Here is a 16,214-nt window from a genome sequence, read left to right as displayed (position 1 = left end):
TATCCGTTCTTATGAAAATATCCGTATTTCCGGTTTATTCTTTCTCACTTTCCTGTTGCGCCTTCTTATGTGCAACAGAGTCCAAATATCCCTGCAAAATAAAGACTGCAGCTACCTGATCCAGATACTGTTTACGGTCTTCCTTATGCACGCCGGTCTCTTCCAGTGTGCGGTCCGCTGCCATGGTAGTCAGTCTTTCATCCCACATAATAACAGGCAGGCCTGTACGTTTCTCCAGCATTTCCTTAAATTCCAGAGATTTCTCGGCCCGCTCCCCTACGGTATTGTTCATGTTTTTCGGGTATCCCAGAACGATCTCCGTAACCTGATACTCCGAAATAATTTCTTCAATACGTGCCAGTGTACGGCGAAGCTTGTTCTCCTGCTTGCGCCATACCGTTTCCACGCCCTGGGCTGTCAGACCAAGAGGGTCGCTTACTGCAACTCCCACAGTCTTCGAGCCATAATCCAGTCCCAGTACTCTCATATTACCGTTCCCAGGACTTGTTCTTGATATACTCGGTAAGAAGTTCCTCTACCAGCTCATCACGCTCCACTTTCATGATCATGCTTCTCGCACCCTTGTGGCTTGTGATATAAGTCGGGTCTCCGGACATAATATATCCTACGATCTGATTCACCGGATTGTATCCCTTCTCATCCATTGCATTGTACACCAGATCCAGGACTTCCTTTACCTGAAGCTCCTGATCCGGTTTTGTTCTGAAATACTGTGTATTTCCCAGATTATTTTCTGCCATTGTCTCTCACGTCCTTAAAATATATTCTTTTTTATTTTAATATAAATTTACATAAATTACAATCTTAAATTTAACGCGGATTGCGAATGCAAACTGTCAACATACGATTCCGTGCTTTATTTTACAACTTCACCGGTCATGATATGCTCTTCAAGGAAACTCTCTGCCTTTACTCTTACGATATCATTTACGCCATAATTTTCGGATTTCGGTACCGCTGTTTTTATATATTCACGGCTGTGTCCCAGATACCAGATCTGGCCATCTTTTGTATATTCCTCTTCAATAAGAACTTCCAGTTCTTTTCCCAGCATGGACCTTTCGTAATCCTTTGCATGACGGTGATGCATCTCGATCATTTTTTCGCTGCGCCGGGCTTTTTCAGCCTCTGTCAGCTGGCCGTCCATGGCTGCTGCCTTTGTGCCCTGTCTCCTGGAATATTTAAAGATATGGGTCTCATAAAAATGAATACCATCCACAAAATCATAGGACTTCTGGAATTCTTCTTCGGATTCCTGTGGAAAACCTACGATCACATCCGTAGTCAGTGCTGGATTTTCATATACTTCTCTTAAAAGTTCACACCGTTCTCTGTATTCTCCGCTTCTGTATCTGCGGTTCATCCTCTCCAGAGTCTCATCACAGCCACTCTGCAGGGAAAGATGGAAATGCGGGCATACTTTTGGCAGTGCCGCAATCCCTTCGGCAAATTCTCTCGTAACAATTCCCGGTTCCAGAGATCCCAGGCGGATACGCTGAATTCCTTCGATCTCATGTACAGCGCGGATCAGGGAAAGCAGTGTCTCTTTTTTCTCCTCCGGAAAATCTACGCCGTAGGAACTTAAATGAATTCCTGTAAGAACTACTTCCTTATACCCTTTTTCTGCAAGGGAATGGACTTCCTTCAGCACACTTTCAATGTTACGGCTTCTGACACGGCCTCTCGCATAAGGAATAATACAGTACGTACAGAACTGATTACATCCGTCCTGAACCTTGATGTATGCCCTTACATGTTCTGCTGTATGATCAATGGAAAGATCCTCATACTCTTTTGTCTGGTTGATCTTAATCACATGGGAGCCATGTCCCGGTTTATTTTCCGCATATTCTGCCAGTGCTTCCACAATATTGATCTTCTGGTTATTTCCAAGTACAAGGTCAATGGCTTCGTCTTTTTCCAGCTTATCACCACCGGTCTGTACATAACATCCCGTTGCTACCACGATTGCTTCCGGATTCATTTTTTTTGCTTTATGAAGCATCTGTCTTGATTTTCTGTCTGCAATATTCGTTACCGTACAGGTATTGATTACATAAATATCCGCTCCCGGCTCAAAAGGCACAATCTCATATCCTGCCTCCTCCAGAAGCTGCTGCATGGCCTCAATTTCATAGGCATTTACTTTGCAGCCCAGGTTGTGTAATGCAACTCTATTTCCCATTTTTCCTCACTTTTTTTACACTTTAACTAATTATTAAAACAATTTTTATCTCTTTTTACCTTGACTTTTCTGGGGCCGACAGGTAAGATGAAAGCTGTAAATACAAAAATCTATCAAGGGAGGTTATTATAATGAAAACAGCTAAAATCTCACTGAACTCCATCGATAAGGTGAAGGCATTCGTAAACGAGATCAGCAAATTCGACTGCGATTTTGATTTAGTATCCGGAAGATATGTGATCGATGCAAAATCCATCATGGGTATCTTCAGCCTGGATCTTTCCAAGCCGATCGACCTCAACATCCACGCAGACGGCGCTGCTCTGGATAACGTAATGCAGATTATTTCCAAATATACAATCGACTAATCTATGATGTATATTTGAGAGGAACTGTATTGGATACAGTTCCTCTTTTTTCATGTTTTCAGAATTTTTCTGATCTCAATGATCTCCCTTTTTCTGATACCGTTTGATAATCCCAGGGAACCTCCAAAGCGGGGTTCCCTGATTGTTCTTTCTTACAGAAAAACAATCACTGAATTTCAATGATCTCTGTGGTATTCAGAGCAGTCTCCATCAGCTCATCGATCTTCTCAGAAAGTTTCTGCTCGGAACGGCGGATCACCTTAAGATTCGGCTTGGTTACCGGATGTTTTGCAACAAAGATGGTACAGCAGTCCTCAAACGGCTGAATGGATGTCTCAAAAGTATCGATCTTTCTGGAAATCCGAACAATCTCCTCTTTATCAAAACCGATCACCGGACGATATACCGGAAGTGTGCAGACCTCGTTTGTGGAAGCAAGACTCTGTAATGTCTGGCTTGCAACCTGACCGATACTCTCACCTGTGATCAATCCGAGACAGCGGTCTTTTTTTGCAAAATGCTCGGCAATACGCATCATGTATCTTCTCATAATGATGGTAAGCTCATCATGTGGGCACTGGTCGTAAATATAAAGCTGGATATCTGTAAAATTAACTACATGGAGACGGATCGGTCCGCTGTATTTGGCTACCAGGCGGGCAAGATCCACGACCTTCTGTTTTGCACGCTCGCTGGTGTAAGGCGGTGCATGGAAATATACCGCATCGATCTTAACGCCACGTTTTGCGATCATGTAACCGGCAACCGGGCTGTCGATTCCGCCAGAAAGAAGCAGCATGGCTTTTCCGTTTGTTCCGATAGGCATTCCGCCTGCGCCCGGAATGGTCTGGGAATATACATAGATCTTGTCACGGATCTCCACAGAAAGATCCAATTCCGGATGATGAACGTCTACACTTGCCTCCGGGAACGCATCCAGGATACGTCCGCCAAGCTCTGCGCTAACTTCCATGGAGCTAATCGGATAGGATTTCTTTGCACGGCGTGTCCAAACCTTAAAGGTTCCGTTAAAGTCCGGATGCCACTGTTTCATATAGCTTACTACGTCTTCGGCAAGTTTCTCAAAGCCCTGCTCTTCGTAGATCATAACCGGGCAGATACCTACGATACCGAATACGTGCTGCAGTGCGTCTACAGCCTCATCGTAATCATAATTCTCCGGGCAGAATACATAGACTCTTCCCTGCTCTTTTTTTACTTCAAAATCTCCCTCGATCTTGGAGAGCGCAATCTCCATCTGATGTACGAGAGCATCTTCAAAACGGTAGCGGTTTTTTCCCTTCAGGGCGATTTCCGCATATTTGATCAAAAATGCATGTACTAACATAAAAATTCCTTTCTTGTGTGTTCTCTATCGACGTGCATACCTGCGTAACATCGGGATGGTTTTTCCCAGGGCTTCCAGGCAGTAATCTACTTCTTCGAAAGTATTCTCCTCACAGAAACTGATGCGGACGGTACTCTCCACATCTGCTCTTGAAAGTCCCATAGCTGTCAGTGTTGCACTTGGTTTTCTCTTATGACTGGAGCATGCACTTCCTGCGGAAATATATACTCCGAATTCTTCCAGTGTATGGAGCAGGACTTCGCTTCGGACCCCGTGGAAAGTCACACTCATGATGTGCGGTGCCCCTTCTCTTAAAGGCATTCCGTTGATGGTGATGTCTCCAAGCTTTGAAAGTCCCTCTGCCATCCGTTCTTTCAGGTCATAAAGGTGCTGTATTTTTTTATCAAAATCTGTATATACCATCTCTGCGGCAACGCCAAGGCCTGCAATTCCCGGTACATTGTCTGTTCCGGAACGCATGCCGTTCTGCTGTCCGCCTCCAAGGATCTGTGGCTGTACTCTTACTTTTTCGTTGATGTAGAGGAAGCCCACGCCTTTTGGTCCGTGGATCTTATGGCTGCTTACAGATAAAAGATCGATTCCCAGCTTTTTCGGATAGATACGGTACTTTCCGAAAGCCTGGATGGCATCTACATGGAAAAGCGCTTTCGGGCTTTTTTCGTGGACGAGCTTTCCGATCTCTTCTACCGGCATCACAGCTCCCACTTCGTTATTCACGTACATCACAGACACCAGGATCGTATCCGGGCGCAGAGCTGCTTCCAGCGCTTCCAGTTTCACAACTCCCTGATGATCCACAGGAAGGATGGTCACCTCATAACCCTGGTCTTTCAGATAGGCAAAAGGCTGAGCCACTGCCGCATGCTCCACTGCCGTTGTAATGATATGGTTTCCCATACGCTTGTTGGCTTCCACGCCGCCGATAATGGCAAGATTATCTGATTCTGTTCCACCGGAGGTAAAAAGAATCTCTTTTTCGTTAACTTTCAATAATTTTGCAAGGGTTTGGGCGCTTTTGCGGACGTAATTCTCCGCTTCCATTCCCTTTTTATGCATGGCAGAAGGATTTCCGAAATCTCCTGTCATGGTTTTGCAGACAATATCCTTTACTTCATCGAAGCATCTCGTTGTCGCGGAATTGTCAAAATATGCTTCCATAGTTTATTCATCCTCCAGTTGAAACATCAGAACAGAAAGTACTGCGAGTCCCGCAGTTTCTGTCCGTAAGATCCGGTGTCCCAGGGTGATCGGTTTCGCACCGGCTTCCATGGCATCTGCCACTTCCTGCTCTTCAAATCCACCCTCCGGGCCGATAAAAACACCGATGCTTTTTCCCGGTTCGATTGCCTGGATCAGTTCCTTTGTCTCTTTCATTCCTTTTGCAAGTTCGTAAGGGATCAGCAGAACATCCAGTTCTTTTGCGTAAGCAAGGGCTTCCTTAAATGTCATCACGGAATGGACTTCCGGAACAAGCATGCGCTTGGACTGTTTTGCCGCGCTTTCCGCGATCTGCTGCCAGCGGGATACTTTTTTCTCCGCTTTCTTGTTATCCAGTTTTACCACACATCGTCTGGTTGAAACCGGAACTACGGAATACGCCCCAAGTTCCACTGCTTTCTGGATGATCAGTTCCATCTTATCTGCTTTCGGCAGGCCCTGGAAGAGATAAATACGGTTTTTCAGCTCATAATCCGGCTCCTGGACATAGAGGATGTGGAGCAGCACTTCATCCTCCCCGGCATTTTCGATCACACAGTGATATTCTTTCTCCTTGTCGCTGATCCAGAGCTCCTCGCCTTTTTTCATGCGGAGCACGTTCACGATATGGTTCACATCACTTCCTGTGATGTGGATCTCATGTCTTTCCCCGTCGATCTGATGAGGTTCCACAAAAAATCGCTGCATGAGATCAGTCCTTTCTTGCTGTCACAGATACCCACTCGCCCTGATGGGTAACTTCTACCAGAGTCAGTCCGGCGTCTTTTACAGCCTGTACTACAACATCCTCCTTCACATCCAGAATACCGGATGTGATATAGTAAGCACCTTTTTTCATCTGAGCAACAATCACCGGTGTCAGCGGCACCAGGACATCTGCAAGGATATTTGCAGTTACGATATCATATTTCTCATATCCTACCTGATCCTGAACTTCTTTATCATCGATGATGTTTCCGATCATCATGTCAAAAGATTTCTCCTCGATCTGGTTGGCTTCCTTATTCTCAGATACTGCCGGAACTGCACATGGATCAAGGTCTGTACCAACCACATGGCCTGCGCCAAGCTTCAGTGCAACGATTCCAAGGATTCCGCTTCCGGTTCCCACATCCAGAATCTCCATTCCCGGTTTCACAAATTTTTTCAGCTGGCGGATCACAAGCTGTGTAGTCTCGTGCATTCCTGTACCAAAAGCTGTTCCCGGATCAATGTGAAGGATCATCTTGTCCTTATCCTCTGCCTTCACTTCTTCCCATGACGGTACAATCAGGATATCATCCACATAGAACTGATGGAAATACTGTTTCCAGTTGTTGATCCAGTCTTTATCCTCTGTCTGGGATTCTGTGATGGTAGCTTCTCCGATATCCACAAAGCTTCTTAAATCTTCCAGTGCTTCTTTTACATCTTTCAAAATGGCTTCTGTATCTGCATCCTCTTCCAGATAGAAATTCAGATATGCGATGCCGTCATCTGCCGGTCCTTCCGGCATGATATCCACGAACATCTGCGCTTTGTCCTCATCGGTCAGCGGCTGTTTATCCTGAATCTCCACACCTTCAATTCCCACCTCGGCAAGTGTGCAGATCACAATATCCTCTGCCTCTGTTTTTGTCTTAAGTGTAAAACGGTTCCATTTCATATTTCTATATCTCCTTATGCTGTATACACATTTACGGATTTCTTTTCCTGTCTGTTGCCTGTTTTCTGTTTCCCTGAAAACGGGCACTTCTTTTAATATACACGAATACAGAAAAAAAAGAAAGAGGCTTTTTATGCCTCTTTCCTGTTTTATATTCAGTTATTCCTCAAACATTTCCTTGACTTTCTCACGGAAACCTTTTTTCTTCTTTTCTGTTTTTTCAGATTTTTCGGAAGTCTCGGCTGTACTGTCTGCTGCCGGACGGTTGCCGCATGCAGCATCAAAAGCCTCCAGAGCTTTCTTTGCCTCCTCATTAAGGTTGGTCGGAGTCTGGACTACCAGTGTTACATAGTGATCACCACGAACGTTCTTGTTACGTAATGACGGAACACCTTTTCCTTTCAGGCGGATTCTTGTATCCGTCTGTGTTCCCGGCTTCACCTCATAGGAAACCTCACCGTCAACGGTATTGATCCGCATCTCACCGCCAAGTGCAGCCTGTGCAAATGTGATCGGAGCTGTTGAAAAGATATTCATATCCTGTCTCTGGAAAATCGGATGACGGGCTACATTTACCTCAACCAGCAGATCTCCTCTCGGTCCGCCGTTGGTTCCCGGCTCACCTTTTTCACGGATACGGATACACTGGCCATTGTCGATACCGGCCGGTACAGATACCTGGATCTTCTTTCTGGAAGAAGTATATCCGGTTCCACGGCAGGCACTGCATTTGTCCTTGATCACCTTACCGGTTCCGTTACAGTCCGGACAGGTCTGAACATTACGTACCATACCAAACATGGACTGCTGAGTATAAACGATCTGTCCCTGACCTTTACATTTCGGACAGGTAATCGGTGATGTTCCCGGTTTTGCTCCGGTTCCGTGACATGTGGTACACTCATCTTTCAGAACGATCTCCAGCTCTTTCTCGCATCCGAAAACCGCTTCCTCAAAAGTAATGTTTACACGTGCACGAAGGTTGGCACCCTTCATCGGTCCGTTGTTGGCCCGTCTGCTTCTGCCTCCGCCGCCGAACAGGTCTCCGAAGATATCTCCGAAGATGTCTCCCATATCCGCACCGTTGAAGTCGAATCCGCCAAAGCCGCCGGCACCGCCTCCGCCGCCGTTTTCGAATGCTGCATGACCAAACTGATCATACTGTCTTCTCTTATCGGCATCACTTAAAACGGAGTACGCCTCTGTCGCCTCTTTGAATTTCGCCTCAGCCTCTTTATCACCCGGATTTACATCCGGGTGATATTTCTTGGCCAGCTTACGATATGCTTTTTTTAATGTTGCGTCGTCGGCGTTTTTATCCACACCTAAGACTTCATAATAATCTCTTTTATCAGCCATTGTAATTATTTCCTACTTGTCTTAGACTTCCTTGTAATCAGCATCTACAACATCATCGCCGTATCCTGCTTCATTTCCGCCCTGAGCACCAGCGTTTCCGCCCATGTTGCCCATATCCGGTCCAGGACCAGCCTGACCCTGAGCTCCCTGAGTCTGCTCATACATCTTGGAGAACAGTTTCTGAGCACTCTCCATCATCTTCTCCTGTGCAGCCTTGATATCTGCAACCTGAGAATCGTTGAGCTCCTGAGCGTTTGCTGTCTGTGCAAGGAGATCTTTCAGTGCATTGAGGTCAGCCTCAACACTTGCTTTATCGTTTGCGTCAAGCTTGTCGCCAGCTTCTTTCAGTGCATTCTCAACCTGGAATACCATGGAGTCTGCATTGTTTCTTGTGTCGATAGCTTCTTTACGTTTCTTATCCTGAGCCTCGAACTCAGCTGCTTCTTTGACAGCTTTGTCGATATCGGAATCGGACATGTTGGAACCAGCTGTGATAGTGATGTGCTGCTCTTTGCCTGTTCCAAGGTCTTTAGCGGATACATTAACGATACCGTTGGCATCAATATCAAATGTTACCTCGATCTGCGGAACTCCACGACGTGCTGGCGGGATTCCATCCAGACGGAACTGGCCGAGGGATTTGTTGTCTTTCGCGAACTGACGCTCACCCTGTACAACGTTGATATCTACAGCTGTCTGGTTATCTGCTGCTGTGGAGAAGATCTGGCTCTTCTTTGTAGGAATTGTAGTATTTCTCTCGATCAGACGAGTTGCGATACCACCCATTGTCTCGATGGACAGGGACAGCGGAGTAACATCCAGAAGAAGGATATCACCGGCACCTGCATCACCTGCAAGTTTACCACCCTGTACGGAAGCACCAAGTGCAACACACTCATCCGGGTTCAGGTTCTTGCTTGGCTCTTTGCCTGTTAACTGTCTTACCTTATCCTGTACTGCCGGGATACGTGAAGATCCACCAACCAGAAGTACCTGGCCAAGCTCGGAAGCTGTGATACCTGCATCAGACAGTGCACGGCGAACCGGCTCAGCTGTCATCTCTACAAGATCATGTGTCAGCTCATCGAATTTAGCTCTTGTAAGGTTCATATCAAAATGCTTCGGTCCCTCAGCAGTTGCTGTGATGAACGGAAGGTTGATGTTTGTTGTTGTTGCGGAAGAAAGCTCTTTCTTAGCTTTCTCAGCTGCCTCTTTCAGTCTCTGAAGAGCCATCTTATCGTTGCTAAGATCTACGCCCTCAGTTCTCTTGAACTCGGAAAGCATGTAGTCTGTGATCTTCTTATCAAAGTCATCTCCACCAAGACGGTTGTTACCAGCTGTGGAAAGAACCTCGATAACGCCATCACCGATCTCGATAACAGATACATCGAATGTACCACCACCAAGGTCGTATACCATGATCTTCTGCTCTTTCTCATTGTCAAGACCATATGCAAGAGCTGCTGCTGTAGGCTCGTTGATGATACGTTTTACATCAAGACCTGCTATCTTACCTGCATCTTTGGTTGCCTGACGCTGAGCGTCGTTGAAGTAAGCCGGAACTGTGATAACAGCCTCTGTTACTTTCTCACCAAGATAAGCCTCTGCATCCTTTTTCAGTTTCTGAAGGATCATTGCGGAGATCTCCTGTGGAGAATATTTCTTGTCGTCGATAGTTACACGGTAATCAGTACCCATCTCTCTTTTGATTGAGGAGATTGTTCTGTCTGCGTTTGTAACTGCCTGACGTTTTGCAGGCTCACCTACCAGACGCTCTCCTGTCTTTGTGAATGCTACAACGGATGGTGTTGTTCTTGCGCCTTCTGTATTTGCGATAACTGTTGGCTGTCCACCTTCCATTACGGCTACACAGCTGTTTGTTGTACCTAAGTCAATACCAATAATCTTTCCCATGATTTTTTCCTCCTGTTTTATTCTGTATCTGTAAAATTACAACTTGTAATCAATCAGTTGGCAACTTTTACCATACTGTGGCGTACTACGAAATCCTTGTAGGTGTAACCTTTCTGGAATTCTTCCACCACGATATTCTCTCCAACCTCTTCATCTTCCACATGCATCACTGCGTTGTGGAAATCCGGGTTGAATTCTTTTCCCACTGCTTCGATCGGTTTCACGCCAAGGTCATCCAGTGTTGTGGTAAGCTGCTTATAGATCATTTTCATTCCGTCTGCAAAAGCATCTCCTTCCTGTGCCTGTGCAAGACCTCTTTCGAAGTTATCCACAACCGGCAGGATCTTTTCAACGATTTCTTTTGCTCCGATGATGTACATACTGGATTTTTCTTTTTCTGTTCTTTTACGGAAATTATCAAATTCAGCCATGGTTCGCTTCAGGCGATCGGTAAGCTCCTCCACCTTCTGCTCTGATTTATCTTTTTTCTTCTTTCCGAAGAAGGAAGTTTTTGACTTTTCTTCTTTTTTATCCTCTGGGGCAGCTTCTTCGCCTGGAGTCTTGTTTTCTTCCTCCGGCAGATCTTCTCCCTCCGGTGTCAGGTTTTCTTCAGCCTGATCTCCGTCAGTTACGGGGATTTCGTTCTCCGCTTCCTGCTCTTCGGATGTTTTCTTTGTTTCCTCCGACACTTTTGTTCTACCGCCTTTCTAAGTTTTCTTCTTTTTTAAAACGTCATCCAGATGATTCTTCAGTTCCTTCAGACTGTCCACAACATTCTCATAATCCATTCGCTTCGGACCGATGATTCCGATGGTTCCGTACATTCCGTCTCCCAGTTCATATCTGGCAGTCACAATGCTGCAGTCCTTCATGGTCTGGATCGGCATTTCATCACCGATGTAAACCTGAATTCCTGTATTCTCGCCATCTGACATCTGTTCCTTCACAAGATCAGCAAGTTCATGTTTCTCCTCAAATGCGGAGATCAGTTCCGTTGCCTTCTCTTTATCGGCAAGCTCCGGATACTTGAAGATGTTAGTTGCACCTGAAGTATAGATTTCCATGTCTTCCTCTTCCACATGAATGGTGGCTGCCACCGCATCCAGAACCGTGGCTACCACACCGCTGTGGCTGCCTGCCTGTTCCTTCAGTCTGGCGATCATCCCAAGGTTGATATCCTGGATCGGAATACCATTGAGATTGGTGTTAAGAAGAAGATTCAGTTTCAGGATCGTCTGGTCATCCATCTCCTCATCCAGATTGATGATCTGGTTCCGGACTGTGTTGTTGTCACTGACAACCACAGCCACAAGCTGAAGATCGCTCATTCTTGACAGCTGGATAAATTTGATCTTGTTACCGCTGTACTGCGGAACGGAAACCATGGTGGCATAATTGGTGTTGGAAGCAAGAACTTTCGCAACTTTCTTAAGCACCTTATCCATCTTATCTGTCTTCTCAATGATCAGATCACGTAGCTCTGCAACCTCCGCTTCCTTCTCCTTCATCAGCTCATTGACGTAAAGTCTGTAGCCTTTATCGGAAGGTATTCTTCCTGCTGAGGTATGAGGCTGGACGATATAGCCCATATCTGTCAGGTCTGACATTTCATTTCGGATCGTTGCGGAACTTACATTGAGATCCGCATACTTGGAAATGGTTCTGGAGCCAACCGGTTCTCCGGTCTCCATATAGGTCTTGATGATTGCCTTTAATATTTTTTGTTTGCGCTCATTCAACACCTCTTCCATGAAGCCATCTCCTTTCCTTTTTGTTTTTCCTGACGGATGTTGATTCTTTTTTATATCTGTTAGCACTCATTTTAGTGGAGTGCTAACATCTACAGTCTTTAAGATATCACCATGTAAAATATTTGTCAATATATTTTGAAAAAAAGTTCTTATTTTTTCGCAGCAAAAAAAGCATCAGTACGATGCTTTTTTGTAATACTGGTCTATGCAGTTCTGTGCCCCGGCAAAAAATTCCGTTTCTGTTTTCTGTCCCAGCACATATTCCTGAAATTCCGTTCCCATAGCTGAAACAGCTTCTATGGAATCGGCGCACAGTGGTCTTGCCCTCAGCTTATAATCTTTCAGATATTGCCGGATCATTTCAATTCCCTCCAGATCAAGGCTTTTATCCTCGATCACATCCAGTCTTGCCGGGCAGATTTTTGTCATCTGTCCGTAATTTTTACTGGCCTCATATCCGGACACATACTGAAGGAACTTCAGAGCTGCTTCTTTATGATCAGAATTTTTATTCAGTACATACTGCCAGGTTGCTATATTGGTCACCTTCTCGTCAAACTCCGGAAATAGTGCCATGTGGATCTTATCTTTTCCATACACGCCTGCGCTCTGAAAGGTACTCAACGCACCGGTATACATGAACATACATCCATACTGGCCGTTTATAAATTTTTCATTCAGCTGTTCATGCTGATCGATCAGATTTTCCTCTGATATCATCCCTGTATCCAGCATTCGCTTCATGTATTCTGCCGCAGCTCTGGTTTTCGGATCCGCCCAGTCTGTATAATCTCCACCAAAAAAATCGGCAAACTCGCTGATACTGTTATATATATAAGAAATCTCCCAGGCATCCCCGTATGCATATTTTCCCGTACTCTGAAGATTTTTCTGAAGGATCTCAAGATCACTGAGCTCAGAGAGTCTGTCCAGACCAGCCTGATCCAGCAATTCCTGGTTCACCCAGAACGCCATGATATCCATCCTGAACGGTACCGAAAAAATATGTCCGTCTGACATGCATATTTCTTTCAGGTATTCCTGTGGAAAATTCGCCGCTGTCTCCTCTGTCATAACGGTATCTTCCAGCGGAAGAAGAAATCCCTTATATTTAAATTCGGATATCATCTCATCATTTACTGTGATCAGATCCACTGAATCATCTCCCGATGTCAGAAGAGTTGCTATTTTGGCCTGGCGATTGTCCGCATTAGCCGGACATTTTTCAATATGGATCTGTATTCCAAGATCTTTTTCTGCCTGGCTGATAAAAGAATCAAAACCTTCTGTGCCTGCATCCACATGAAGGATCGTCAGTTCCTGTCTGTTCTCCGGCACAATATCAGATGCAGCCTCCTTCTTCTGGACTCCACATCCTGTCACTGCCAGAGCCAGGGCAAATGCCCCGCAAAATACCTGTTTTTTCAATCTCTACCACCCTTTTTATCTGGGCCATCTGTCCTCTTTTGACATCAACGGCTGGAACGGTGCATGAGGAAGTGTCTGATACCAGTATGCTACACTTGCCACATCATCCTGTCGTTCAAACAGGCCACGGTATCCGACGCCTATCTGCTGAATGGTAACGCGAAGATCTTCTTCAAAGCAGATCGGATCCTGTAAATGCCATCTGTAAAAGCCTCGCATTGGTGGGCAGTCATCATTATGATAGAAATTATGGATCAGTTCGTCATGGGCAGAATAATACGGATATCCCAGATACGGTGTGTTATAATTCTGTTCCACAGTTTTTCCATCCACCTGTTTAGCAAAGCTCCAGGAACCTCCAAAGTAATCTTCCGTTCCTGTTCCGCAGATGGTCGGATACTCCTCATCTCCGTCAATATAAAACTTCACTTCTCCCTCGCCCCACCAGTAACGTTCCAGTGTGGTAAGCGCCATGTAGGTTCCTATATAATGGCCTTTTCCTTTTACTCCATCCAAAATTGTATAATCTTTTGTTTTTTCTGTCAACCGTTCCCGTCTCCACTGCGCATGGAAATACGCAATATCATCCGGAAGCTCATCATAGAGACAGTAGTCTACCTGATAGAAGAAAGCCGGAATTTTATTTGCATGCTGATTTTCCAGTGTGATCTTTGCTTTCTTTTTAAATGGCATCGGGAAATAGCAATTAAATCCCCTGTTTGGAACAACAGCCACAGGAACAGAATTCACAAAACATTCCCTTCCGAATCCGCAGCAGAAGAAATCACCCAGAGGACTTTCCACGGAAGGAGTTTCCTCGTCATCCCAGTACATACGGATCACAAGATCTCGCAGTACAAAGCAATCTGCCTCTGTAGTCTTGTTATCAACGGTGATCCAGATATGATTGATCTGTCCCGGTCCTTCCATTTCTGCCAAAGTTACCACAGCTCCCGGCTCAATATCCCTGAGACACGGGCTTCCTTTTCTGGACGGTCCCAGATGACTTGCAGCCATACCGCCTCTGCCTTTTTCTCCATGAGGATTTTCTGCGTTGATCGCACGGCTTTTTCCATGCTTTGCAAGTGCGATCCCTCCCAGTCCGCCTGTAAATGCCTGATACATATCTGTTTTCTCCTCTCTTTTGGAAATTAAAAATATTTACGCTTTTACTCCACCTGCCATGATACCATCCATGATCTGTTTCTCAAAAACAGCTACAAAGATAATGATCGGAAGAAGGATGATCCATCCCATGGAGCTGACCAGATCCCACGGAACTCCATACATGTTATCACGTAACGGAAGCTGTACGATGGAAACGGAAAGTACCTGAATACCATTTGAATAAAACAACGGTGTGAAAAAGTTATTCAGACAGGTAATAAAGTTGATGATGCAAACCGTAGCGATCGCCGGCTTCATCAGCGGCAGAACGATCGTAAACAGTCTCTGTGAAAAAGATGCGCCGTCAATAGCAGCTGCCTCCTCCAGTGAGATCGGGATCTCACCGACAAAGTTTCTGAGGATCAGAACCGTAAACGGTATAACGGTACTGATATAAAGAAGGATAAGTCCCGGATATGTATCATACAGCTTTACCTTCTGCATAAACTCATACAGCGGGCGAGCTGTGACAACCTCAGGGATCAGCATGGTAGCCAGAACAAATGCAAATGCAACAGAAACTCCCTTTGAGTTAAATCTTGAAAAGCCATAGGCTGCCATTGCACACAGCACGGTGCTGATCACAAGAGTAAGACCGACGATCAGTACGGTGTTTCCAATCTTTGAAAGCAGTCCGACATTCTGTAGCAGAAATGTGTAGCTTTCCAGTGTGGGATGATCCGGAAGATAATCAATCGGTGTTTTAAACAGTTCTCCTGCCGGTGTGATTGAAGAAATAAAGATCCAGTAAACCGGAAACAGGATCAGAAAAGCCACAATGGCAAACAGAACCCATCTTCCAACGGCTATCACTCCATGATAAACATTATATTTTCCTGTATTCTTCACGATAATTCCTCCCTAACTGTCAAACTTACTCATAACACGTATATTCAGCCAGCTGAAGATCGCCATTACAACAAACAGCAGCATAGCCAGCGCCGAAGCATATCCTACGTTCAGATTTGTAAATGCTTCTGTTGTGATCCTATATGCGATCAGCGCAGTATCCTCGCCAGGACCTCCGGATGTCATGGAATAAACCAGATCGAAGGTTGTCAGTCTCCAGAGTGTGAACGGAATACATAAAGTCAGGACATTTTTTGCGATCAGCGGAAGTGTGATCCGGAAAAAGCTCTGGATCCCGTTTGCACCGTCTACCTTTGCTGCCTCATAGATATCGCCGGAAATAAACTGAAGTCCGGAAAGTACAAGAATTGCAAAGAACGGAAGATCCTTCCACAGGTCCATTGCAATTACCGCTGCTCTTGCAGTACCTGTATTGATCAGCCAGCTGTTCTGGTATCCCGGTACAAACCAGCGGATAAAATCATTGATCAGACCATAATCATTGTTAAATGCCCATTTTGCAGCCATACCGGCTACTACTGCAGGCATAGCCCACGGGATCAGCACGATGGTTCTCAGAAAACGACGGCCTTTGAATTTCATATTCAGGATCAGTGCTAGGATAACTCCGAGGATCACATGCAGGATCATGGAAACAACAACAAATATTGCCGTAAAACTGATCGATGTGAGCACTTTAGGATCAGAAAATACCTTCAGGTAATTCTTGAAGCCTATAAATTCATTGATACCTGAAAGGATCCTGATATCAAAGAAGCTGTTTTTCACAGTCATCAGAATGGGATATACTGTTGTAAAGCCTCTGATCAGCACAACCGGCAGGATCAAAAGCCACGGTATCCACTTCATAGTTTTTTTACTTATTGTCATGGAACTTTCCTCCCTGTTCATCAAGTAATGTAAAGCAGACTTTTACCTC

At 45.3% G+C, this 16,214-nt stretch carries 16 protein-coding genes; 1 reads left to right on the top strand and 15 read right to left on the bottom strand.

The window, feature by feature from the left end; all coding sequences use genetic code 11:
• Nucleotides 1–34 precede the first annotated feature (34 nt).
• The 3 genes from ruvX to mtaB form a co-directional block, all read right to left on the bottom strand.
• Complete coding sequence (ruvX, locus tag KQI39_RS10150) at nucleotides 35–487, bottom strand: Holliday junction resolvase RuvX (RefSeq protein ID WP_118062785.1); 453 nt, start codon at nucleotides 485–487, stop codon at nucleotides 35–37.
• Between the two features lies 1 nt (nucleotide 488).
• Nucleotides 489–761: an IreB family regulatory phosphoprotein gene (locus tag KQI39_RS10145; RefSeq protein WP_015527087.1), complete on the bottom strand. Its 273-nt coding sequence runs from the start codon at nucleotides 759–761 to the stop codon at nucleotides 489–491.
• A gap of 116 nt (nucleotides 762–877) precedes the next feature.
• Nucleotides 878–2,206, bottom strand: a complete 1,329-nt coding sequence (gene mtaB / locus KQI39_RS10140; RefSeq protein ID WP_195566902.1) for a tRNA (N(6)-L-threonylcarbamoyladenosine(37)-C(2))-methylthiotransferase MtaB — start codon at nucleotides 2,204–2,206, stop codon at nucleotides 878–880.
• A gap of 131 nt (nucleotides 2,207–2,337) precedes the next feature.
• Between mtaB and KQI39_RS10135 the strand changes: the two genes are divergently transcribed.
• A complete protein-coding gene (locus KQI39_RS10135; RefSeq protein WP_015527084.1) occupies nucleotides 2,338–2,574 on the top strand; it encodes an HPr family phosphocarrier protein in 237 nt (78 codons plus the stop codon).
• A gap of 166 nt (nucleotides 2,575–2,740) precedes the next feature.
• Here KQI39_RS10135 and thiI read toward each other — a convergent pair whose 3' ends face one another.
• From thiI to KQI39_RS10075, 12 genes are all read right to left on the bottom strand, one after another.
• Nucleotides 2,741–3,922: a tRNA uracil 4-sulfurtransferase ThiI gene (thiI, locus tag KQI39_RS10130; RefSeq protein WP_021977655.1), complete on the bottom strand. Its 1,182-nt coding sequence runs from the start codon at nucleotides 3,920–3,922 to the stop codon at nucleotides 2,741–2,743.
• A 24-nt stretch (nucleotides 3,923–3,946) separates the two neighbouring features.
• On the bottom strand, nucleotides 3,947–5,101 hold the full coding sequence (locus tag KQI39_RS10125) for a cysteine desulfurase family protein (protein WP_021977656.1): 1,155 nt from the start codon (nucleotides 5,099–5,101) through the stop codon (nucleotides 3,947–3,949).
• Between the two features lie 3 nt (nucleotides 5,102–5,104).
• Nucleotides 5,105–5,848, bottom strand: a complete 744-nt coding sequence (locus tag KQI39_RS10120) for a 16S rRNA (uracil(1498)-N(3))-methyltransferase (protein WP_195566907.1) — start codon at nucleotides 5,846–5,848, stop codon at nucleotides 5,105–5,107.
• Nucleotides 5,849–5,852: 4 nt separating this feature from the next.
• Entirely contained in the window at nucleotides 5,853–6,806 is a 954-nt protein-coding gene (prmA, locus tag KQI39_RS10115) for a 50S ribosomal protein L11 methyltransferase (protein WP_216418195.1), read from the bottom strand.
• A gap of 159 nt (nucleotides 6,807–6,965) precedes the next feature.
• Nucleotides 6,966–8,165 carry a molecular chaperone DnaJ gene (dnaJ, locus tag KQI39_RS10110; protein WP_216418192.1) on the bottom strand — a complete coding sequence of 400 codons (1,200 nt, stop codon included), beginning with the start codon at nucleotides 8,163–8,165 and terminating at the stop codon, nucleotides 6,966–6,968.
• 21 nt (nucleotides 8,166–8,186) lie between these two features.
• On the bottom strand, nucleotides 8,187–10,079 hold the full coding sequence (dnaK, locus tag KQI39_RS10105; RefSeq protein WP_195566916.1) for a molecular chaperone DnaK: 1,893 nt from the start codon (nucleotides 10,077–10,079) through the stop codon (nucleotides 8,187–8,189).
• 53 nt (nucleotides 10,080–10,132) lie between these two features.
• On the bottom strand, nucleotides 10,133–10,768 hold the full coding sequence (gene grpE / locus KQI39_RS10100; RefSeq protein WP_178818428.1) for a nucleotide exchange factor GrpE: 636 nt from the start codon (nucleotides 10,766–10,768) through the stop codon (nucleotides 10,133–10,135).
• Nucleotides 10,769–10,786: 18 nt separating this feature from the next.
• Nucleotides 10,787–11,830, bottom strand: coding sequence for a heat-inducible transcriptional repressor HrcA (gene hrcA / locus KQI39_RS10095; RefSeq protein ID WP_148447349.1), 1,044 nt, complete (start codon nucleotides 11,828–11,830; stop codon nucleotides 10,787–10,789).
• Between the two features lie 174 nt (nucleotides 11,831–12,004).
• Nucleotides 12,005–13,258: an ABC transporter substrate-binding protein gene (locus KQI39_RS10090; protein WP_253293141.1), complete on the bottom strand. Its 1,254-nt coding sequence runs from the start codon at nucleotides 13,256–13,258 to the stop codon at nucleotides 12,005–12,007.
• Between the two features lie 15 nt (nucleotides 13,259–13,273).
• Entirely contained in the window at nucleotides 13,274–14,383 is a 1,110-nt protein-coding gene (locus KQI39_RS10085; RefSeq protein ID WP_216418191.1) for a glycoside hydrolase family 172 protein, read from the bottom strand.
• Between the two features lie 36 nt (nucleotides 14,384–14,419).
• Nucleotides 14,420–15,274, bottom strand: coding sequence for a carbohydrate ABC transporter permease (locus tag KQI39_RS10080; protein ID WP_216418189.1), 855 nt, complete (start codon nucleotides 15,272–15,274; stop codon nucleotides 14,420–14,422).
• A gap of 12 nt (nucleotides 15,275–15,286) precedes the next feature.
• Nucleotides 15,287–16,165 (bottom strand): carbohydrate ABC transporter permease, encoded by an 879-nt coding sequence (locus KQI39_RS10075; protein WP_216418187.1) that lies wholly within the window; start codon nucleotides 16,163–16,165, stop codon nucleotides 15,287–15,289.
• Nucleotides 16,166–16,214: the final 49 nt, after the last annotated feature.

Source organism: Blautia sp. MSJ-36, from assembly GCF_018917985.1.
Taxonomy (GTDB): Bacteria; Bacillota; Clostridia; order Lachnospirales; family Lachnospiraceae; genus Blautia_A.
The sequence above is the reverse complement of the archived record's forward strand: the minus strand, read 5'-3'. Positions and strand labels throughout refer to the sequence as shown.